We start from the raw sequence: 20,607 nt of genomic DNA, 5'->3' as shown, positions 1-20,607 counted from the left end.
TGCCAGACCCGCACCCGTAACAGGCCATTAATGTGAGCATGACAACACAGACCGACAAACCAAAGGAAGATGGCCTGCTGGGGCTGACCCTGCGCCAGCCCCCGGCCAATATTGAGGCCGAGCAGGCGCTGCTGGGCGCGTTGCTGACCAATAACCGGGCGTATGACCGGGTATCCGACTTTCTGGCCGGGGAGCATTTTGCCAACCGCGTGAACGGGCAGTTATATGCCGCCATTGCCCGCAGGATAGAAAACGGGCAACTGGCCGACCCCGTTACCATGCGCGCGGAGCTGGAAAACTCCGGCATGCTCGATAACGTGGGCGGCATGGCCTATCTGGCCAAACTGCTGACATCCATGGTCGGGATTATCAACGCCGGGGATTACGGGCGCGCCATCCATGATGCGTGGATCCGCCGCCAGTTGATTGAGATTGGCGAAAATGTTGTTAACAGCGCCTTTGGGACAACGGGGGACCTGTCCGGCCCTGACCAGATTGAGGCAGGGGAAGAAGCCCTGTTCAAGCTGGCGACCGAAAAAGGCAAGGAGGGCGATTTTGTCGCCTTCAACAAGGCGCTCACAGGCGCGATCAATGTAGCAGCCCTTGCCTTCCAGAGCGAAGGGCACGTTACGGGCCTGACATCCGGCCTGCGGGATCTGGATAAAAAGACCGGTGGGCTGCATCCGTCCGATCTGCTTATTCTGGCAGGGCGTCCGGCCATGGGTAAAACGGCGCTGGCGACCAAGATTGCCTTTTCCGCCGCGCGCTCCCTGATGGACGACGCGGAGGAAAAAGGGGGCAAACCCAATGGGTCTGTTGCCATTTTCTCGCTCGAAATGTCGGCCGAGCAGCTTGCCACACGTATTTTGTCCGAACAGGCCGAGGTATCGGGCGAGCGTATCCGCCGGGGTGATATCGGGCAAAAGGAGTTTGACCGGTTTGTGCGGGTCAGCCACGAGTTGTCCCGCCTGCCACTGCTGATTGATGATACGCCTGCCATTTCGCTTTCCGCCATGCGTACGCGCTGCCGCCGCCTTAAGCGCACGCAGGGGCTGAGCCTGATTGTGGTGGATTACCTCCAGCTTATGCGCCCCTCCGTTGGCACCCGCCCCGAAAGCCGCGTGCTCGAAATTTCCATGATCACTCAGGGCCTCAAGGCCATTGCCAAGGAACTGGAAGTGCCGGTTATTGCGCTGTCCCAGCTCTCCCGTCAGGTGGAAAGCCGTGAGGACAAGCGGCCAATGCTCTCTGACTTGCGTGAATCCGGCTCCATTGAGCAGGACGCCGATGCGGTGATGTTCGTCTATCGTGACGAATATTACCTGCAACAGCGTATGCCCAAGGAAACTGCCTATGATTCCATGGACAAATACGCAGTGGCCATGGATGAGTGGCAGCGCAAGATGGGGCTGGTCCATAACAAGGCCGAACTGATTCTGGAAAAACAGCGTCATGGGCCAACAGGCACTATTAACCTGTTCTTCGAAGGCGAATACACACGCTTTGCCGATCTGGATAATATTCACGAGCAGTAATGCCCAGCCCGTCTGGCTGGCGTGACCTGCGCGTAAAAAAGCCCGGCTCCCATAATGGGGCCGGGCTTTTTGCTGTTGTGGGCGGACGTTTAGGGCGCGCGCACGGTCTGGCGGAATGTGACGGGGATCTCGTTTTCCTGAAACGCCTGCCAGATTGCAAACAGCGCGCTGCTGCGGGCGGTTTTTATTTCCACCCCGTCGCGTGCTTTGGCTGAGCCGGTCAGCACGGCCGAGCCATCGGCAACCGATGTCATGCTTACGGTTGGGGGGCTGTCCGGATCGGTATCGGCACAAGCGCTCAGGGTGGCAATAACCACGCTGCTGGCCTTGTTCAGGTCCGAGGCAAAGGGCAGGTCCAGTTCCACGGTAAACACGCCGGGCTTTTGTGCCCGTGTGGCGTTTTTGACTGCTGATGTAATGAACTGTGAGTTCGGGACAATCATGGTGGATTTGTCGTCCAGCCTTATGTCCGTGGAGCGTACGCTAATGCGCTCCACCTTGCCGGTAACCCCTGCAATGGTCACCACATCCCCAACAGAGACAGGGCGTTCGGCCATAAGAATAATGCCCGATACAAAGTTCTGCACAATGGATTGCAGGCCAAAACCAATCCCCACCGACAGGGCGCTGACAACCCATGTCATGCTTTTGACCGTAACCCCAAGGGCTGCAAACATGGCCAGCCCGATCAGAATCCACGCTGCATACCCCAGTATGCTCAGGATGGAGGCCTGTGCGCCTATGTCCAGATTGGTGGCGGGGAAAAACCTTTGCTGGAACCACGATTTAACAATTTTGATGGCCTGATACCCCACCAGCGGCAAGGCAATGCACAGCAGAATGGCATCGAGCGAGACGGAGGATGTATTGCTGTCTTCCGTGCCGTGGAACAGGGAGTAAAGCTGCTGCCATATCTGGGGCGGGTCAAAATTGGCGCCCGATGTGGCCACGGCATAGGCTACAGCCAGCAGCAGCACGTTGATCAGGCCGGGGATAAGAATACTGGCCTGATTGATCAGGCGCGGTGGCAGCCCCAGTTCCACCAGATGGCGGCCCAGCGGCGCGCGGGAGGCAAATAGTGCGCCCCCAATGGCGGTTGTGAGCATGGACAGCAGCAAGAGCGTGGTCATGCTCAGCGCCATGACGCTCACCCACGAGATCAGGGTATAGGCGAGGGGAATATAGCCCGAAAGTACTGCAATCCAGCAGATGATGGAAATACCCATGGCCATGCTACGTAGGAACTGCGCGAGTGGCGGGGTCTGCTCCGTTACGCCCGGTTCGGCATCTTCCTCCTGATCCTGTGCGGCTGTCAGGCGCAGCTTGCGCGGAATGGCAAACAGGAGCGGGCTGACCGCAAGAGTATAAAGCCCATCCATAAGCTGCACACTCAGCAGGGAAAGCCCGCTCTGCGTATCCACATAACGCAGGATGCCCCGTACGATCATGGCAATGGCCAACCATGCGGGGAACAGGCGCAGGCTGCGGGCCAGATCGTCCGACATGTTGAAAACACGCCATTCTGCCTTGCTGCTTAAAAAGCAGAACCCAAGCTCAAGCACCAACCCGCACAAGGGGGCCTGAGTGGCAACCATGCTGGCAAGCTGGTCCAGATCATCCCCCACGGCGGGGTTGTCAAATGCCAGCGTGTTCCAGAAAACCTGAAAGGAGATAGCGCAGGCCAGCACGCTTATTGCCCCGCACAGAACCGTTGCGGCAATGGGGCGCACGCGGCCTGTGGGCAAAAAGCGGCTACACAGCAGGCGCACGGGTTTGCGTGCGTTCAGCCACCCGACCAGTAGCAGAATGGATGCACACAGGCCCGCCAATGTTATAAAAACCCGTTTGCCGGTCAGGGCTGTTGCCAGCATGGCAAGGGTTTCGGCCCCAAGTGCATTCAGCCTGCGGCCATCCTGTGGTGCGCTTTGTACAAACTGCGACCAGAAGTTGACCCCAAGGGGGGAGGGCATCTGCTGCCACAGCGTGGCCTGCTGGATGGCGCTGTCATGCTGGCGCAGTTCATTTACGAGCTGCTGCGCCTCGACCTGATAAAGCCTGAGCCGGGTCATGCGGGCGGAAATATCTTTTTGCCGCCGGTTCAGGCTTGCGCGCTGTTCGGTAATGGATGCGGCTTCGGGCGGGTCATCCTTGGCGGGGGGCTTGCCCAGAATATCCACAAAGTTCTGGTAGATGTCCTGATACGGCTTGATCCGCGCCATCAACCTGTCTGTGCGTGTGGAAACCGCCGTTGCACGCTGGAGCAGCGCGCTCAGGTCCAGCGCACTGTGCCCTGCCTGCTGTTCCGCTATGCCACTTGTGTAGATCGAGCGGATTTCCGCCCCGATTTCATCAAGCGTTTTGTCAGAAACAATATCCTGCGCGCTCATGATCAGGGGAGTAGGCGCACTGCCTGCCGTTACGGGCTGGTCGGTATTCTGCGCACCAGCCGGAGCGGACAGGCCAGGAAGGGAAAAGAGGAAGAGCGAAAGTAAAAAAACTACGCGGACAGGCATACGAAGCATCAGGCAACCTTGCGCCGTGGAGAAGAAACATTACGGCTTAAAACGATCAGGGCGGATAACAGGTTGCATGCCGCCATGGCGCAAAGCCGGGGAGCTTTATACCATGGCCGGATTAATGTGAGAAAAGTTTATCTTTTTTGAAAATGGTCTGGCGGCAAGGGCCATACTGTAGGGCATACTGCCATTACTGGCCTGCCATTGCGCGGCCTGCGCCCGGTGGCAGGATGTATTTTATACCCTGCTGCCAGTTGCCACGGGGTGCGTGGTGCTTATACCCGCCGGCACCCGGATAGGCCCGCCCGGGGCACCCTGTGTTGTGCCCCGTGGGTTGCCTTGTGCGGGTTAGTTGTCGCTGCTGCTCAGGTGGTCGTGGTAGCCCAAGGGCTCCCACTGTGCGGGTTTGGTCAGTTGGTGCGGAGGGTGGTGGAACATTCCACAGGCGGAAAGTCCAAGCGCGCATGCCAGCAACAGAACCGCACGTTTCATTATGTGTCTTTCTCCACAAATGGATATGAGTGTCTCTATCTCATTCCCGCCTGTCATGGGCAAGGTAATTAGAAGGCCGTTAAAATCGTTATCGTCTTAATTCCATGGTAATCGGGCCTTGGCGGCGGCCGTGGGTAAACTGGTCCACGTAATCGTTGCCGCTATCCATGAGCGATGCCGCAGCCCCCTGCCAGACAAGTTTGCCCTTGTAGAGCATGGCGGCTTCATCCCCGATCCGCTGGGCGGAGGCCATGTCATGCGTAATGGCAATGGCGGTGGAGCCGAGCTTTTTAACGCAATCCACAATCAGCCCGTCAATGACAGCACCCATAATCGGGTCCAGCCCGGTTGTGGGTTCATCAAAAAACAGAATGTTGGGCTGGGCAGCAATGGCGCGCGCCAGCCCGACACGTTTTTGCATGCCGCCAGACAGCTCGGAAGGGAACAGGTCCCCCACGGAAGGGGCCAGCCCCACCTGCTCCAGAATGGCCCCGGCCTTGTCGCGTGCATTGGCACGGGTCAGCTTGTTGAGGGCGAGCAGGCCAAAGGTCACGTTTTCCCATACGGGCAGGCTGTCAAACAGCGCGCCGTTCTGGAACAGCATGCCAATTTCGCTACGGAGCTGGTCGCGCCGCTTGGCGGAGGCTGCAAGTACGTCCTCGCCATCAATTTCAATACTGCCCGAATCCGGGGTCATCAGGCCCAGAATGCAGCGGAGCAGAACGGACTTGCCAGAGCCTGACCCGCCAATAATGACAAACGACGTTCCCTGCGGCACATCGAGCGAAATGCCATCGAGCACCTTTTTATCCCCGAAGGATTTGTGCAGGTCCCGAATACGGATTTTGGGGGGAGCACTGGTCATGCTCTGGTCCATGGCTGCGGCACTCATTGTGAGAAGAACAGGTCTGTAATCAGGTAGTCAAAGGCCAGCAGCAGAATGGAGGCCACCACAACGGCCGATGTGGTGGCAGAGCCTACGCCCTCGGCCCCGCCCTTACTGTTATAGCCATAATAGCAGCCCATGAGCGTGATCAGGAACCCGAACAGCCCGGCCTTAACCAGCCCCACCGTTACGTCCATGACCTTAACCGAGTTAAGCGTTGCCGTAATATAAGCGGTGGGAGAAAACCCGAGCTTGACCACGGCAACCGTAAAACCACCAGCCACCCCCAGTACGTCCGCCACCAGAACCAGCAGGGGCAGGGCGATCATGCCTGCCAGCAGGCGGGGGGCGACCAGATACTTCATGGGGTTGGTGGAGAGCGTGCTCAACGCATCAATCTGGTCGGTCACGCGCATGGTGCCAATCTGGGCGGCCATGGCGGCCCCCACACGGCCCGCCACCATAAGGCCAGCCAGCACGGGCCCAAGTTCGCGGGTTACAGCCAGCACCACAATCCCGGCTATGGCGCTCTGGGCGTGGTACTGTGCAAAACCCGTATAGGATTGCAGTGCAATAACCCCGCCCGAGAACAGGGCAGTCAGGGCCACAACCGGCAGGGAGAAAAACCCGGTTTCCAGAAACGTGCGTACAAACACACGCCCATAGAACGGTGGCCGCAGAATGTGGGACAACCCCGCCAGTGCAAAGAGCGCGAGAGCGCCCGCACTGCGGATAAGCGAGAGTGTGGCGCGGCCTGTGCGGGCCACAAGATCAAGCACCATATCCATGGGTTCGGGCTGTCTGTTCCTGTTGTGTGTGGTCTGGGTCTGCTGTGGTGTGAGCCGTAACCCGTTCGGGCCGGGTTCGTCAAAGCATGGTTTTGTTTTGTCGGCCCGGAGAGGAGGCCACGCACTGGTGTGGTGTGGGGCACTGCCTGTGCCGGGGCTTGAGTTTGTTCTCGTTTTATTCCATTTATAACGCTCCAGCAGGGCAGGAACAGGGGAGTCTTCGTGGCCAAAAAAACGTCCCGCCAGTATGTGTGCAAAGCGTGCGGCGCTGTTCATGCCAAGTGGGCAGGCCAGTGTGATGCCTGTCAGGAATGGAACACGCTGGAAGAAATGGCCGTGGAGCCTCTGGCGGCCTCCTCGGCATCCCCCCGCGCAGGCAAGGGGCGGCGTGTGCAACTGCACGGGCTGGGGGGCAAGGTTGAACTTCCCCCACGCACGGGCACGGGTATTGCGGAGCTGGACCGGGTGCTGGGCGGGGGGCTGGTTCCGGCCTCTGTGGTGCTGGTTGGGGGGGACCCGGGTATTGGCAAATCCACCCTGCTGTTGCAGGCAGCCAGCCGTCTGGCGGGCAAGGGGGAGCGGGTTCTCTATATCTCGGGGGAAGAGGCGGTGGACCAGATCCGCCTGCGCGCCATCCGTCTGGGGGTTGTGGAATCCAGTCTGGACCTGGCGGCCTCCATTAACGTTGCGGATATTGTGGCAACGCTTGAGGCCGAGCCGGACGTTAAGGTGGTGGTGATCGATTCCATCCAGACCATGTGGCTGGAAACGGTGGATAGCGCGCCCGGAACAGTCTCGCAGGTGCGGGCCTGCGCGTTTGAGCTGATCAGGGCCGCCAAACGCCGGGGCTTCAGCCTTATTCTGGTCGGGCATGTGACCAAGGAGGGCGCACTGGCTGGCCCGCGTGTGCTGGAGCACATGGTGGATGCGGTCATGTATTTTGAAGGCGACCGGGGGCACCAGTTCCGTATTCTGCGCGCTGCCAAAAACCGCTACGGCGCGACAGATGAGATTGGCGTATTCGCCATGACAGACCGTGGGTTGGAGGAAGTCAGCAACCCTTCTGCCCTGTTTTTGGCCGAGCGGCGGGGCAATATTGCCGGTTCCGCCGTGTTTGCAGGGCTGGAAGGGTCGCGCCCCGTGCTGCTGGAGGTGCAGGCTCTGCTCTCCCCCAAAGGGGGGGATGGTGCCCCCCGCCGGGCCGTGGTGGGGTGGGATAGCGGGCGTCTGGCCATGCTGCTGGCGGTGCTGGAAACACGCTGCGGGCTCAAGCTATCGGGCATGGATGTTTACCTTAATGTGGCCGGTGGGCTTAGGGTGGTTGAACCTGCGGCCGATCTGGCTGTGGCAGCGGCTCTGGTTTCTGCCGCAAGTGGTGTGCCCACAAGCCCCGGTGCCGTGTATTTTGGAGAGGTCGGGTTGTCGGGGGAGGTCAGGCAGGTGTCGCAGGCGGATGCACGGCTAAAAGAGGCCGCCAAGCTGGGCTTTACACAGGCCGTTCTGCCACGCCGCATAGCCCGGGGGAGCGCGCGCTCCCGCCCGCCTGAAGGCATGAGCCTGCTTGAGTTGGGCCATATTTCCGATCTGGTTGGCCCGGATGTGGAGGCGGAATAATATCCGTATGGCATTGCAAGTCGTGTTGGAGCGCGCTATAAGCCGCCCACGCGCTATGCGGATGTAGTTCAATGGTAGAACGGCAGCTTCCCAAGCTGCATACGGGGGTTCGATTCCCCTCATCCGCTCCATGCGTCCTTTCCCCTAAATAATTCTGGCAAAAAATATTTTCGGTCCACGCCAAACCTGCTTCTCGGCATGGTGGGGTGTAGGGGCTGTGTGCCTGCATTTTACCCGCAATAAGCGGGTGCGGCAGGCCATGCTTTATGTATCCATTAAAATATATTGGGCGGGCGCGGTTAACAGGGGCTGAATTGTTTACTGTGTATATTATTTCGGTATCGGTATATTAAGGTTATTTTTCAGGATGAACCGTAAAAGAAACGATATAAAATTACCCCATTACTTGTATCTGTAGTGGAGTGGTTTAAAGAATACATAAGTAAGGCTGTTACGTATTTTTTCTTATATCATCTTGAACATATTATAGGATAATGCGATGATTATATGTCATTGCTTGGCCCGGACTGTGGGTGCGCGGGTTCTATAGCTTATTTTCAAGGGGAGTGCTTCTGGGCGTGACTGGTCTGCTGCAAACACCCAAAAATCATGTTGGCCTGTTCTGTTACGCTCCCGCTCAGGCTGTGCAGCCATACCCTGCTGGCCGGGGGCGTGCATGTTCTGCCCGTGCGGCGGGGGCAGGGCTTTCCGGCGCGCTCAGGTTTGGTTTCTGTTCCCTGTTGCTCAGCATGCTGGGCGAGATCGTGCCCGCACAGGCAGAACAGACGCTTATCTCGATTAGTGGCGTCACTATCCAGAGCGGGCTGGATATTGGGGGGGCTGCGTTCCATCTGCCGCACACCAATTTTGGCGGTGGGTCCTACGCGCCCCGGACCTCGGGTGGTTACACACGCCATGCAAACACGACTTATGGCGAACTGTATGGCAAGCCCATGCTTAAGGGGGAATGGAAGACCGGCTGGGGGTTTGACGTCATTGGCAATGCCTCTGCCATTGGTGCAACCACCCTGGGGGATGGGGATGCCGAGCAGGTTTCGCAAACATCGGGTACCCCACGCTCGATCTATCTGGAAGAAGCCTATGCCGGGGTGCGTGTGCCGGTGCGTCTGGCGGGTGGGCATCAGGTTTTTACCGTTCAGGGCGGACGTCAGGCTTTTGCGGTGGATGACGGGTTTTTGATCGGCAAGGGCACCTATAGCTCGGGCGAGCGCGGGGCATGGTGGTATGCGCCCCGTTTTGCTTTTTCCGGCCCCGGGGTGATCAAGCTGGAAGGTGACCCCATCCGCGCCGATGTGTTCATGCTTGAAAGCAATTCGGATAACGATATCGACCGGGGCTTTGACCGGCCCAAAACCAGTTTTGTCGGGTTTGACGTGACATGGTTTGCCAACAAGGCTGGCGGGCATGGGGCATCGGTTTATGCCGACCGCGCCGCTTATGTAACGCTTACCTATTTTCATGTGCGGGATGCCGATACATCCGCCCATTATGATTATTCAACCCGTGCGGACCGGAATGGCATGAATGTGGCTGCCCTGAGCTGGGGTGGCACGGTGCTGCCGGTCAAGGCCATGGGTATTTCCAAGAACTTTACGTTCTATGGCAATTTTGTTTCGGAGCAGAACAGCCACCCGGGCAACGGGTATAAGGGGGTCTCGGCTTACGGAATGTATTTTGAGCCGGGCTATACGTTTTCCATGCTGCCATGGACCCCGCATGTTTTTTACCGTTACACCCGCTTTGGTGGCGGCAAAAATGCCAAGGGGGGCGTCAAGCACAACTACGATACGTTCTTTTTGTATGATGGTAAGCGCTACACTTATGGCGGCTACTGGCCGGGCGAAATTGTGGGCATGTATCTGGCCCCTCTGTCCGATCTGGAGGACCACCAGATTGACCTGACCGTGATCCCCCCCGTGCATCTGATTCGCCCGGGTGATCAGGTCAAGCTTGGTCTGCATTTTTATGACCTGTCGCTTATCCATGTTTCGGGCATGGGGCTCAAAAACACCGGCCGCCACGTGTCGGACGAGCTGGATGCCTCGGTTGAATACACGCTGGACGAAAACACCTCCGCCGCACTGGCTGGCGGGGCCGCCTTTGCCGGACCGGCCGGGCGGGCCCTGTCTAAAGCCGGGGTGCCGGGGAGCCAGCCCATGCCCAAAATTGGCCATCACGCCGGGGTGGTTGAGGCATATTTTTACAAGCACTTTTAAGGGGCATTTCCCAGTTTATTCCTCTTGAGTTATGAACGCACCAAGCCAACAAGAATAAAGGACCCCTCAATGGCTGAGCAGAACACCAAGCCCACCGTTAAACCTGCCACCGGGCTACGGAGCCGCCACATCGCCATGATCGCGCTGGGCGGGACCATTGGCGCGGGTCTGTTTGTGGGGAGCGGGGCTGCAATTCAGGCGACAGGTCCGGCGGTTCTGCTGGCTTTTGTCATGGTCGGGCTACTGGTTATTCTGGTCATGCGCATGCTGGGCGAGATGGTGGTGGCAGACCCCGGCCGTGGTTCGTTTGTAGAATATATCCGCGCCGCACACGGGGACAGGCTGGGTTTTACCTCGGGCTGGCTTTACTGGTTTTTCTGGGTTGTGGTGCTGGGGAGCGAGGCCATAGCCGGAGCAATCCTGATTCAGGACTGGATTCACCTGCCAATATGGGTGTTGTCCATTGGGCTGATCGTGCTGCTTAAACTGGTCAATTTTGCGGCTCCACGCGTGTTTGGGGAATGCGAGTTCTGGCTTTCCGCGGTCAAGGTGTTCAGCATTCTGGCTTTTGTGGCTGTTGGCGCGCTGTATGTGGTGCATGTTTTTGGCCCTGGCGTACCGGCATGGCATAACCTTGTGGGGCATGGTGGCCTTATGCCGCATGGTATTGTGGCGGTGCTGTCCATTATTCCCACCATTCTGTTCACCATGATGGGGTCGGAAATTGCAACGGTTGCGGCCGGCGAATCCCCCGAGCCGGACAAGAACGTGGCACGGGTTACCCGCAGCCTTGGTACACGCGTAACCCTATTCTATCTGGCCTCTGTTGCCATGATCCTGCTTGTTGTGCCCTGGAACAGCATTGTGGCCGGGCGCTCCCCCTTTGTAACCGCCATGGATACAATGGGCATTCCCGGTGCGGGCATGATGATGCGCATTGTGGTGCTGAGCGCCATTCTCTCCTGCCTTAACTCCGCCATGTATATTACCTCGCGCGTGTTGACCGAACTGGCCGCACAGGGCGATGCTCCGGCGTTCCTGACCCGCCGTTCCGCCAGTTCCGCGCCAAGGCTGGCCATTACGGTCAGCAGCATTGCAGGCACTCTGGTGGCGTTTTCCTCCATTCTGGCGCCGCAGACCATTTTTGCGTTTCTGCTGAGCTGTAGCGGTGGGGTTATCCTGCTGATTTACAGCCTGATTGTAACTGCTTACATCACCACCCGTTTTGCAGCCCGCCGGAATGGGACAGAAAAAGGGAATTACACGCTGTTCCTGTTCCCGCTGTGCAATTACGCAACTCTTGCCGGTGTGGTGCTGGTATTTGTTGCCATGCTGATCAACCCCGAGGAGCGTATGACCGCTCTGGCAACGCTGGGTACATCGGTGGTCTGCTACGCTCTGGCATCCTACTTTGCCATGCAGAACAAACAGACCGCCTGATTTTTGGCCCTACCCCGTAAACCAGAAAGGCCCGCCAGTTATGGCGGGCCTTTCTGGTTTTGGCTCCTTCGGGCTGCGCCCAAAGGCCATGACTGCGGCACAGGTTTTTACGGAATGCTCATCCGGTCCAGATGGAAGGCCAGCGGGTGTTTGCGCAGCAGAAGCAGGCAGCCCGCCACAACAATGGTGCCGCCAGCCAGCGCAATGCCCAAAGAGACACTTCTGCCAGAAACCAGCGTGCCAATGGCCGCCCCCACAAACAGGCTTAAAATAGCCGCAACACGGCGCAGGGTGCCAGAACTGCTCCCCCCGGCGGCGGAACTGTTATGGGCAAGCCCGTGCAGCACCATGGTGGCTGCGGGTAAAACCATGTCGGGCAGTTTGGCGTGCCGTGTGGCCGATGTCTGCAACCCCATGGCGCAGGAAAGCAGGGCCAGAGTGACGTAAATATCGCCCGGAATATTGGCCGACCAGATCCACGCGGCAAGGCCGACCATAGCCCCCACGCCCAGCAGAATATCCCCCACAATGGCCCGAATGCTGCGTTGGCGGCGTACAAGCCGCCCCCCGAGCATGGCCCCCAGAAAATAAAAGCCAATGGCCTCCAGCCCTGAGAGCACAATGGCCTGAGACGTTGCGATGTTGACGGCCATCAGAATAATGGTGGCGGTCATGTAGCCTGCAAAAATCTTGAGATGCAGCAGAGAAATGGCGTCCAGCATGCCCATGGCCATGGTAACAAGCAAAATGGCAACGACCAGTTTGGCATCATGCCCCGCGCGGGTTGTCATTGTATCTCCTGATGACATGAAAAAGGGAAAACGGTGGCACAGCGGTATAAGCCGCCGGTATGGGGCGTGTTGTAACACTTCGGGCGGTCACGGAAAAATGATCTTAGTTGGATGGTGCCATGCTCCGCAGCGCAGCATGGCCCGCATGGGTTGAACAAAAAAAGGCCCGGCACAGCAGCCGGGCCTAAAGCAGAATAAGGCTGATCCTGTTAGTTCAGGGTCATCAGGCTGGCGTTGCCCCCTGCTGCCGTGGTGTTGATGCTGCGCGACTGCTCCTCCAGCACGGCTTCGATCGAGGGCAGCCCGTTCTGGGTGATATAGGCCGACACAATAGGTCCGTTGCTGGTAGCCAGTTGGGCACGTGTGGCGTTGAATGCCGCGTTGTCCGCATCGCTTAGCAAAATGCTGCATGTGAGGGATTTGGCGGAGGAAACCGGCCGTACAAACTGCCCAATAGATGCTGGCAGGGTTGCAATGGCAGCCAGAACCGTGGCGTCCGCCAGAATGGCTGCGGTGTTCCCGCCCGCCAGAGTGAGGGAAATCTGGTCATAAAGCCTTGCTGTGGTCTGGGCCATGCACAGTACCGTGCCACGTGCGCCCAGCCTGTACAGGTTCAGTTCTCCCACAGGGCCGGGCAGGGTGATCTGGGCGTTGGTCAGCGGCTGGCTGGCAAGGGCATGGGCGCGCTGGGCGGCTTCGCTTTCGCCTTGCGTGCGGAGCCAGTCTACCCATTCGGTCATGGCCTGTGGGGTCGTGCCGCGTGCAATCTGTGGCAGGGGGGGCACCTGTGCCAGCAGGCGGCGCAGAATAAGCGGCCCCCCCGCTTTTGGCCCCGTGCCAGACAGGCCACGCCCGCCAAAAGGCTGCACGCCTACAACCGCACCAATGGTGTTGCGGTTGACGTAAAGATTACCTGCTTCCACCTGTTCCAGAACGCTCTGCACGGTGGAATCCAGCCGGGTATGCAGGCCAAAGGTCAGGCCGTAACCGGTGGCGTTAATGTCTGCCAGCACAGAGGCAAGCTGGGCGCGTGGGTAGCGCAGCACGTGCAGGACGGGGCCAAACACTTCCTGCCCGACGTCCCGAATGGACATGACCTCGATCAGTGTTGGCGGCACAAAGCTGCCATTGGCACAGTGGTCTGGTACGGGCAGGGCGTGAACCGGGGCGTTTTTGCTGCGGAAGGCTTCAATATGCGTGGTAATGCCGGCAGCAGCCTCGGGGGAAATGACCGGCCCCACATCGGTTGCCAGAATGCTGGGGTTGCCCAGCCGCAGTTCCTGCATGGCGCCGCGCAGCATGGCCAGAACGTGGTCCGCGCAGTCGTCCTGCACGCACAGGATACGCAGGGCGGAGCAGCGCTGGCCTGCACTGTCAAACGCCGAGGCCAGAACATCGGCCACAACCTGCTCTGCCAGTGCCGACGAATCCACGATCATGGCGTTCTGCCCGCCGGTTTCGGCCACAAATGGCACGGGCTGGCCGGTGGCTGTGCGCCGGTCCAGCAACTGGCGGTTGATCAACTGGGCCACAGCGGTGGAGCCGGTGAACATAACCCCCATAATCCGGGCATCGCCGACAAGGGCTGCCCCCACATCGCCCTCACCAGGCAGGAGTTGCAGGGCAGGGGCGGGTATGCCTGCTTCGTGCAGAAGGGCCACGGCCACGGCTGCAATCAGGGGTGTTTCTTCCGCCGGTTTGGCAATTACGGCGTTACCAGCGGCAAGGGCTGCGGCAATCTGGCCAATAAAAATGGCAAGCGGGAAGTTCCATGGGCTAATGCAGGCCACAACGCCAAGAGGAATATGGGTCGTGTTATTAAAATCACGCTGGATGGTGGTGGCGTAGTAACGCAGGAAGTCCACCGCCTCGCGGATTTCGGCCACAGCGTTGGGGAGTGATTTGCCGGCTTCTCGGCAGATCAGGGCCATAAGGGCTGGGTGGCGGTCTTCCAGCAGGTTGGCGGCTTTAAGCAGGCATTCTGCCCGTGCAGCGGGGGGCTGGGCTGCCCAGTCCGCAAAGCCTTTTTGTGCGGCGTCCACCGCCTGTTTTACGGTTTCCGGCGTGGCGTAGGTAACGTGGCCAACCAAATCCCGCCGGTCGGCTGGGTTGGTTACCGGGTGCTGGGTGCCTCCGGGTGTTGCGCCGGACACAATGGGGGCGGCCTGCCACTGCTGGGGGGCTGCTGCAATGCCTGCTGCCAGTGCCTCAAGTGCGCGGTCATCGGCCAGATCAATCCCTGCAGAGTTCTGGCGTTCTGGCGCAAACAGGTCGAGCGGTTTGCGGATTTCGGAATGAGGGGCCCCAAACGGCGTGTAGCGCTGGGCGGATGTGATGGGGTTTTCAATCAGGGAGGAAACGGCAATGGCGCTATCCCCGATCTGGTTGACAAAGGAGGAGTTTGCCCCGTTTTCCAGCAGGCGGCGGACCAGATAGGCCAGCAGTGTCTCATGCGTGCCAACCGGCGCGTAAATACGTGCGGGGCGGTTGAGTTTGTCTGCCCCGACAACCTGACGGTAGAGAGGTTCGCCCATGCCGTGCAGGCATTGGAACTCGTAAGACCCGATCTCGTATTTTTGCCCTGCCAGTGTGTAAATGGTGGCAAGGGTGCGGGCGTTGTGGGTGGCAAACTGGGGGAAAATCACATCCCGCGCGTTCAGCAGTTTGCGCGCACAGGCAATGTAGCTGATGTCTGTATGGCATTTGCGGGTGTACACGGGGTAGTCCGCCATGCCCTCGACCTGCGCTTTTTTAATTTCGCTGTCCCAGTAGGCACCTTTAACAAGGCGCACCATAATCCGCCGGTTGGTGCGCTTTGCCAGATCAATAATGTAATCCAGCACAAAGGGGGCGCGCTTGCCGTAGGCCTGCACCACAAAGCCAATGCCGTTCCAGCCTTCCAGCCCCGGTGTAGCGCACAGGGCTTCCAGCAGGTCGAGCGAAATATCAAGCCGCTCGCTTTCTTCGGCATCAATGTTGATGCCAATGTCGTATTGGCGGGCGAGCAGGGTCAGTTCCTGCACAACGGGCAGAAGCTCCCCCATGACCCGCGCATGCTGGGCGCGGGCATAGCGGGGGTGCAGGGCGGAAAGTTTGATGGAAATGCCGGGACGTTCGTAAACATTGCTCCCTTTGGCGCTGCGGCCGATAACGTTAATGGCGTTAATGTAGTCCTGCCGGTAACGCTGGGCATCTGCTGCGGTGTAGGCGGCCTCCCCGAGCATGTCGTAGGAATAGGCGAAGCCGGTTTCTTCAAGCTTTGCGCTGTTCTTGCGGGCCTGCTCAATGGTCTGGCCCAGCACAAACTGCTCGCCCATCATGCGCATGGCGGCATCCACGGCCTTGCGAATAACGGGGCGTGTGCTCCGCTCCACAAAACCCATGAGCGCGCCAGAGAGCGTTTTGTCATTATGCTCGGCCACCACACGGCCCGTCAGGGCCAGCCCCCATGCGGCGGCGTTGGCAAAGAGCGGTTTGCCGCGCCCTACGTGGGAGAGCCAGTCGCTCTCACCAATCTTGTCCTGAATAAGCGCATCGCGCGTTGCCATGTCGGGAATACGCAGCAGGGCTTCGGCCAGACACATCAGCGCCACGCCCTCGGCGGAGGAAAGGGCAAACTCCTGCACCAATGTTTCCACCAGTCCGGGGTTGCGCTGGCTACGCAGGGTTTCGGCCAGTCTGGTGGCCAGTGCTGCTACGGCGTTGTCCTCTGGCGCGCTTAGCGTTGCGGCGGGGGCCAGAGCCTCCACGCATGTCTGCTCGGGGCGGCGGATTGCCTGGGTAATCGCTTTGCGCAGCGGCGTGCGGGAGGAAAAATCGGGGGCAAATGTGTTGGTAGAGGACATGGCGTTGTTCATCCGAATCAACCGCCAAACCGAGCCCCTGCGGGTGCGCAGGTTGGTTTTGGCTTCACAATGATTTTTTTCGCTCTGACACGATAATATATGATTTGCAACATCATATATTATTCAATCAGGCATGATACGTCGGAAAAACAAACAAGTGTTTGTAAAATATGGATTTTTATAAGCTAAAAATGCTCAGCCCAAGCTGTGCCCGGCCTGCCTGCGGCGGAAGACATCTACCGAGATTCTGGAGGCTTCCAGAATATGGATGCGCGTCAGCCGTGCGCACAAATCCGCGTCCCGGTCACGGCAGGCGTCCAGAATAGCCTTGTGCTCGTCATGGGTAATGGTTGTGCGGCCTTCTATAATCAGATGGCCGCGTATGTAGCGGTCCAGTCTGGTGTTCAGGTCCTCTATCATTTCCAGCAGGCGCGGGCGGGGGGCCGCGGCATAAATGGAGTTGTGGAAAGCACGGTTAAGAGCGCCAGAGCGGATCATGCCCTGCGGGCCTTCCACACCGGCGACAAAGGCCTCGTAAGCGTCTTCCACACGGGCAAAATCCACGCGGCTCATGTTGCGCACGCCCTCGGCTGCGGCCTGCTCTTCCAGCACTGCGCGAATCTGGGAGTATTCCAGAATGTCGGCTTCATCCAGACCAATAACCAGAGCGCCCTTGTTGGGCGTAAACGCGACCAGCCCTTCGGCCTCAAGGTGTTTGAGCGCTTCACGCACGGGGATAATGCTAACCCCGAACCCAGCCGCCAGCTCAGACTGGGGCAGGGCGCGGCCTGCTTGTAGCTGGTCTTCCAGTATGGCCTTGCGCAAAGCCGTGCAGATGCTCTCTGACGCGGTGCCATGCGGTGCAATTTCAACACTCTTGAAAAGGCTGGCAGGCAGCATGTCGGTATAAGCTCCCGCTTAAATTTGTTACGGACTCGTTAAGGTTGTTATAGAATGGATGCCCGAACTGTTCAATCGGCCAGCCCGCCTGCAACGTGTATCGGGCCGGTGGATTGGGGGTTGAATGTTATATCACCTGATCGTGATGGCCCGATGGCTGGGCAGAAAAACACCCCCGCCGGGTTGGCTCGTTCTGCCCCGCAAAGGGAAGATTGCCCTGCCAGAGCAGGGTTTGGCAATGGGGGCGGCCTGCGCTGGGTATCAGCCCGACAATGCCAGCAACATTACAGAATACAAAGATAATATCGTAATGTTTCAAGACCCTTATTTTACATGCTGTGGGTTATCGTACCATTTATGGCCTGTTTGCAGTGGCGTGTCGGGTCCGGTGCCGTGGCGGCATAACGGGGTGCCATTTTTGTTATGACAGGCGTGGTGCTCCCCCACATGGGCAGGGCTGTGGGCTGCCATGTTTTTTGCGCGCGTGGGGGCTGCTTGATCTTTGCGGGGGTTACGGGGCAGTTTGGCGCATATTCCGTTTGGGAGATTCTGAATGAAACTGTTTGCCGTGCGTGCCCTGTCGGCGCTAGCCCTTACCACGTCCGTGCTGGCATCCGTGCCCGCACTTGCTCATGCCGAGGAACAGACCCTCAATATGCCGGTCATCCGCGGGGGGGATACGTCTCTCCTCTCAACCGTGGACCCGTCGGGTTATGTGGCTTCCATTGACCCGAAGGAAAACGCAGGTCTGTTGAACTACTGCGTCCAGAACGAATACGTGCCGGATTATGACGATGCCTTCCGCACGCTGCTTGAATACAACAAAAAGACCAACGCCGTGTCCGATGGTGCGGATGGCAACATGTTCTATGCGATTGGCTCCGCTGGCCAGATCCGCCTGAACGACCATACCTACACCGTGGCAATGGCAACCCTGCCGCTGCGCCAGAAGACCTGCAAGGCCGTTCTGGAACGCGCCAAAGCTTCTCTGTAATAACAGGGTCAGGCCCTTGTTCCGCGCCGACCGGAATTAAGGTGTGGAATAAAAACGGCATAACAAAAAAGGCTGGTCACTCCTGTGGCCAGCCTTTTTTTATGCCTGTGTGGTCACTTTTTATGTGTCCGGAGGTGGGTACATGTCTTTCCTCTGAGGGCATGATATGATCAAAGACCATCTGGTTCGGGTGCAAAATAAGAACGTAAATGAAAGGACCAGTCCGAGTGGAAGAGAATATTCCCTGCACGGCGGAGACAGCTGTCTCTGATCGCTACCTTGATCAAGTGCAGCGTGCGCAACGCGACCCGGAGGCTTTCTGGCTGTCGCAGGCGCGCAGACTGGTCTGGCATAAAGCGCCCTCCCATGCCTCCCGCTCCGACTTTAACGGCGATGTTCGCATAGACTGGTACGGCGATGGCCAGCTTAACGTGGCCGAAAACTGCCTTGACCGCCACGTTCTGACCCAGCCCGACAAAGCCGCCCTGATCTGGGAAGGACAGGAAGATGGGCAGAAACTGGTCCTGACCTACCGTGAGCTGCATGCGCAGGTCTGCCGCCTTGCCAATACGCTGCGCAGGCTGGGCGTTGGCAAGGGCGACCGCGTTGCCATTCACCTGCCCATGGTGGCCGAGGGCGTGGTGTCCATGCTGGCCTGTGCACGCATTGGTGCAATCCATGTAGTGCTGTTTGGCGGTTTTTCGGCCGAAGGGCTGGCTGAACGGCTTATGGATAGCGGCGCTGCTGTGGTGATTACTGCAGATGTGGCGCGGCGTGGGGCCAAGTCCATTCCCAGCAAGGTGACCATGGACGAGGCCCTGCTGGCCTGCGGTGCAGCCTGCACCGTGCGCCATGTGCTGGTGGTGCCTGTTACGGGTACGGAAGTGCCCATGCAGCCCGGCCGCGATCTGTCCTACACTGCGGAAGTGGCGATGGAGATCCCGGATTGCCCGCCAGAGGTCATGGACGCCTGTGATCCGCTCTTTCTTATGTACACCTCGGGCAGCACGGGGCGGCCCAAGGGGGTTGTGCACGGCACGGGGGGGTATCTGGTCTGGGCGTCCTATACGCATGAGGTGGTTTTTGCCGCCCAGCCGAACGATGTGTTCTGGTGCACGGCAGATACAAGCTGGATTACCGGGCACACCTATGTTGTTTACGGCCCGCTGTGTAACGGCGCGACGATCCTGATTTATGAGGGCCTGCCCTCATGGCCGCAGCCGGGCCGGTGGTGGGATGTGATCGACCGCAATAACGTAAGCGTCTTTTACACATCTCCCACCGTGGTACGTGCCGCCATGCGGGAAGATGCGGACGTGGTGCGCAGCCGCTCCCTGTCCAGCCTGCGCGTGTTGGGCACGGTGGGTGAGCCGATCAGCCCCGAAGCATGGCAATGGTTCCATGATGAGGTCGGCAAGGCATGCTGCCCCGTGGTGGACACATGGTGGCAGACCGAAACCGGGGGGGTCATGCTCACCGCCAGTGCCGGGCAGGTGCCGGGCCGACCGGGGGCCGCAGGGCTGCCGTTGCCGGGGGTAAACGCCGTTCTGGTGGATGCACAGACCCAGACAGAGGTTGAAGGTGCCGGGGATGGCCTTTTGTGCATGGCCCGCTCATGGCCCGGTCAGGCCATGACCTTGTGGCGGGACCACGAGCGTTTCCGCCAGACTTATTTTACCACCTGCCCGGGTCGCTATTTTTCGGGTGATGGCGCACGGCGTGAGGCAGACGGATACTTCTGGATCACGGGCCGTGTGGATGATGTGGTCAATGTCTCTGGCCACCGGATTGGCACGGCAGAAATTGAAGACGCCGTGGCAACCGATGCCGAAGTGGTGGAAAGTGCCGCCGTTGGCGTTCCCCATGACCTGAAAGGGCAGGGGCTGGTTGTGTTTGTTGTTCCCCGCACCGAAGGTAGCCTGAACCCCGCCGCCGTACGCCGCGCCATTGCCGATGGGGTCGGGCGCTATGCGGTGCCGGAGCAGATTTACGTTGTGCGGGACCTGCCCAAAACCCGCTCTGGCAAAATTGTCCGCCGCCTGCTGCGCAAAATTGCTTCGCATGATCTGAATAATCTGGGCGATCTTTCCACCCTGTCCGATCCGGATATTGTGGAAGAAATTATTGCCCAGGTTGCCGGGCAGGCGGGCTAGGCCGTTCGGCCCGTGGCGTGTGAGGGTGCCCCCTTACGCGCCACGGGGTTGCTGGTGGTCGTCCTTGATCAATGCAAAACGCGGCACGCCCTGAACAGTCTGGAGCCACATGTCCAGCGGGCGCACCCAGTAGGTCCCCTGTGAATCGCACCGGTAAGTGACCAGCCATTCCTCCGTCTCGCTGTGGCGGCCTACGCATAGAAGCGTGTACAATCCCCCCTTATAATGGCGGTAGAGGCCGGGCTTTGGGTGCCGGGGCTGTTCTGGCGTGGTATTTTGGCTTGTCTGCTCGGACATGCTTGGGCTCTACTCCACAAAGGGACTATTCTGGTCTGGTAAAACAAGGAATGTGCGCTTGAGGCATCGTGTAGGGTTGTATTGTGTGTTGGCAGGGTTGTCTGCCCTGCCGTGCGGTG

At 59.0% G+C, this 20,607-nt stretch carries 14 protein-coding genes and 1 tRNA gene; 7 read left to right on the top strand and 8 right to left on the bottom strand.

Going from position 1 to position 20,607, the window contains the following annotated elements; all coding sequences use genetic code 11:
* Positions 1–38: 38 nt before the first annotated feature.
* Complete coding sequence (locus tag GOB83_RS02555) at positions 39–1,535, top strand: replicative DNA helicase (RefSeq protein WP_165925135.1); 1,497 nt, start codon at positions 39–41, stop codon at positions 1,533–1,535.
* An 89-nt stretch (positions 1,536–1,624) separates the two neighbouring features.
* Here GOB83_RS02555 and GOB83_RS02550 read toward each other — a convergent pair whose 3' ends face one another.
* The 4 genes from GOB83_RS02550 to GOB83_RS02535 form a co-directional block, all read right to left on the bottom strand.
* Complete coding sequence (locus GOB83_RS02550; protein ID WP_373321585.1) at positions 1,625–4,048, bottom strand: DUF3772 domain-containing protein; 2,424 nt, start codon at positions 4,046–4,048, stop codon at positions 1,625–1,627.
* A gap of 351 nt (positions 4,049–4,399) precedes the next feature.
* Positions 4,400–4,543: a hypothetical protein gene (locus GOB83_RS02545; RefSeq protein ID WP_165925134.1), complete on the bottom strand. Its 144-nt coding sequence runs from the start codon at positions 4,541–4,543 to the stop codon at positions 4,400–4,402.
* Positions 4,544–4,631: 88 nt separating this feature from the next.
* On the bottom strand, positions 4,632–5,420 hold the full coding sequence (locus GOB83_RS02540; RefSeq protein ID WP_179290102.1) for an ABC transporter ATP-binding protein: 789 nt from the start codon (positions 5,418–5,420) through the stop codon (positions 4,632–4,634).
* A gap of 11 nt (positions 5,421–5,431) precedes the next feature.
* Positions 5,432–6,217 carry an MlaE family ABC transporter permease gene (locus tag GOB83_RS02535; RefSeq protein ID WP_086645233.1) on the bottom strand — a complete coding sequence of 262 codons (786 nt, stop codon included), beginning with the start codon at positions 6,215–6,217 and terminating at the stop codon, positions 5,432–5,434.
* A 222-nt stretch (positions 6,218–6,439) separates the two neighbouring features.
* Here GOB83_RS02535 and radA point away from each other — a divergent pair, with 222 nt between their 5' ends.
* From radA to GOB83_RS02515, 4 genes are all read left to right on the top strand, one after another.
* Positions 6,440–7,831, top strand: a complete 1,392-nt coding sequence (gene radA / locus GOB83_RS02530; protein ID WP_086645234.1) for a DNA repair protein RadA — start codon at positions 6,440–6,442, stop codon at positions 7,829–7,831.
* Positions 7,832–7,888: 57 nt separating this feature from the next.
* A tRNA-Gly gene (locus tag GOB83_RS02525) sits at positions 7,889–7,962 on the top strand.
* A 618-nt stretch (positions 7,963–8,580) separates the two neighbouring features.
* The gene (locus tag GOB83_RS02520; RefSeq protein ID WP_165925206.1) at positions 8,581–10,068 is read left to right on the top strand and encodes a hypothetical protein; all 1,488 of its coding nucleotides are present in this window, start codon (positions 8,581–8,583) and stop codon (positions 10,066–10,068) included.
* Positions 10,069–10,137: 69 nt separating this feature from the next.
* On the top strand, positions 10,138–11,508 hold the full coding sequence (locus GOB83_RS02515; RefSeq protein ID WP_086645235.1) for an amino acid permease: 1,371 nt from the start codon (positions 10,138–10,140) through the stop codon (positions 11,506–11,508).
* A 107-nt stretch (positions 11,509–11,615) separates the two neighbouring features.
* Here GOB83_RS02515 and GOB83_RS02510 read toward each other — a convergent pair whose 3' ends face one another.
* The 3 genes from GOB83_RS02510 to GOB83_RS02500 form a co-directional block, all read right to left on the bottom strand.
* Positions 11,616–12,299, bottom strand: a complete 684-nt coding sequence (locus tag GOB83_RS02510) for a YoaK family protein (protein WP_165925133.1) — start codon at positions 12,297–12,299, stop codon at positions 11,616–11,618.
* Positions 12,300–12,508: 209 nt separating this feature from the next.
* Positions 12,509–16,144: a bifunctional proline dehydrogenase/L-glutamate gamma-semialdehyde dehydrogenase PutA gene (gene putA, locus GOB83_RS02505; RefSeq protein ID WP_242005687.1), complete on the bottom strand. Its 3,636-nt coding sequence runs from the start codon at positions 16,142–16,144 to the stop codon at positions 12,509–12,511.
* Between the two features lie 195 nt (positions 16,145–16,339).
* Positions 16,340–17,044 carry a GntR family transcriptional regulator gene (locus GOB83_RS02500; protein ID WP_086645238.1) on the bottom strand — a complete coding sequence of 235 codons (705 nt, stop codon included), beginning with the start codon at positions 17,042–17,044 and terminating at the stop codon, positions 16,340–16,342.
* Positions 17,045–17,597: 553 nt separating this feature from the next.
* On the opposite strand from GOB83_RS02500, the gene GOB83_RS02495 reads away from it, so the two are divergent.
* Positions 17,598–18,038 (top strand): DUF2501 domain-containing protein, encoded by a 441-nt coding sequence (locus GOB83_RS02495; protein WP_165925131.1) that lies wholly within the window; start codon positions 17,598–17,600, stop codon positions 18,036–18,038.
* A gap of 209 nt (positions 18,039–18,247) precedes the next feature.
* A complete protein-coding gene (acs, locus tag GOB83_RS02490; RefSeq protein ID WP_095349074.1) occupies positions 18,248–20,191 on the top strand; it encodes an acetate--CoA ligase in 1,944 nt (647 codons plus the stop codon).
* Between the two features lie 33 nt (positions 20,192–20,224).
* Here acs and GOB83_RS02485 read toward each other — a convergent pair whose 3' ends face one another.
* On the bottom strand, positions 20,225–20,488 hold the full coding sequence (locus GOB83_RS02485; protein ID WP_165925130.1) for a DUF1653 domain-containing protein: 264 nt from the start codon (positions 20,486–20,488) through the stop codon (positions 20,225–20,227).
* Between the last annotated feature and the right edge of the window lie 119 nt (positions 20,489–20,607).

It is taken from the genome of Acetobacter fabarum, from assembly GCF_011516925.1.
Classification (GTDB): Bacteria; Pseudomonadota; Alphaproteobacteria; order Acetobacterales; family Acetobacteraceae; genus Acetobacter; species Acetobacter fabarum.
The sequence above is the reverse complement of the archived record's forward strand: the minus strand, read 5'-3'. Positions and strand labels throughout refer to the sequence as shown.

Excerpts from the sequence above, each read along its gene's own strand:
- GOB83_RS02540 (WP_179290102.1), bottom strand. The coding sequence starts at position 5,420 with ATGGACCAGAGCATGACCAGTGCTCCCCCCAAAATCCGTATTCGGGAC.
- GOB83_RS02520 (WP_165925206.1), top strand. The coding sequence starts at position 8,581 with ATGCTGGGCGAGATCGTGCCCGCACAGGCAGAACAGACGCTTATCTCG.
- acs (WP_095349074.1), top strand. The coding sequence starts at position 18,248 with ATGAAAGGACCAGTCCGAGTGGAAGAGAATATTCCCTGCACGGCGGAG.
- GOB83_RS02550 (WP_373321585.1), bottom strand. The coding sequence starts at position 4,048 with ATGCCTGTCCGCGTAGTTTTTTTACTTTCGCTCTTCCTCTTTTCCCTT.
- putA (WP_242005687.1), bottom strand. The coding sequence starts at position 16,144 with ATGTCCTCTACCAACACATTTGCCCCCGATTTTTCCTCCCGCACGCCG.
- GOB83_RS02535 (WP_086645233.1), bottom strand. The coding sequence starts at position 6,217 with ATGGATATGGTGCTTGATCTTGTGGCCCGCACAGGCCGCGCCACACTC.
- GOB83_RS02485 (WP_165925130.1), bottom strand. The coding sequence starts at position 20,488 with ATGTCCGAGCAGACAAGCCAAAATACCACGCCAGAACAGCCCCGGCAC.
- GOB83_RS02515 (WP_086645235.1), top strand. The coding sequence starts at position 10,138 with ATGGCTGAGCAGAACACCAAGCCCACCGTTAAACCTGCCACCGGGCTA.
- GOB83_RS02495 (WP_165925131.1), top strand. The coding sequence starts at position 17,598 with ATGAAACTGTTTGCCGTGCGTGCCCTGTCGGCGCTAGCCCTTACCACG.
- GOB83_RS02500 (WP_086645238.1), bottom strand. The coding sequence starts at position 17,044 with ATGCTGCCTGCCAGCCTTTTCAAGAGTGTTGAAATTGCACCGCATGGC.
- GOB83_RS02545 (WP_165925134.1), bottom strand. The coding sequence starts at position 4,543 with ATGAAACGTGCGGTTCTGTTGCTGGCATGCGCGCTTGGACTTTCCGCC.
- GOB83_RS02510 (WP_165925133.1), bottom strand. The coding sequence starts at position 12,299 with ATGACAACCCGCGCGGGGCATGATGCCAAACTGGTCGTTGCCATTTTG.
- GOB83_RS02555 (WP_165925135.1), top strand. The coding sequence starts at position 39 with ATGACAACACAGACCGACAAACCAAAGGAAGATGGCCTGCTGGGGCTG.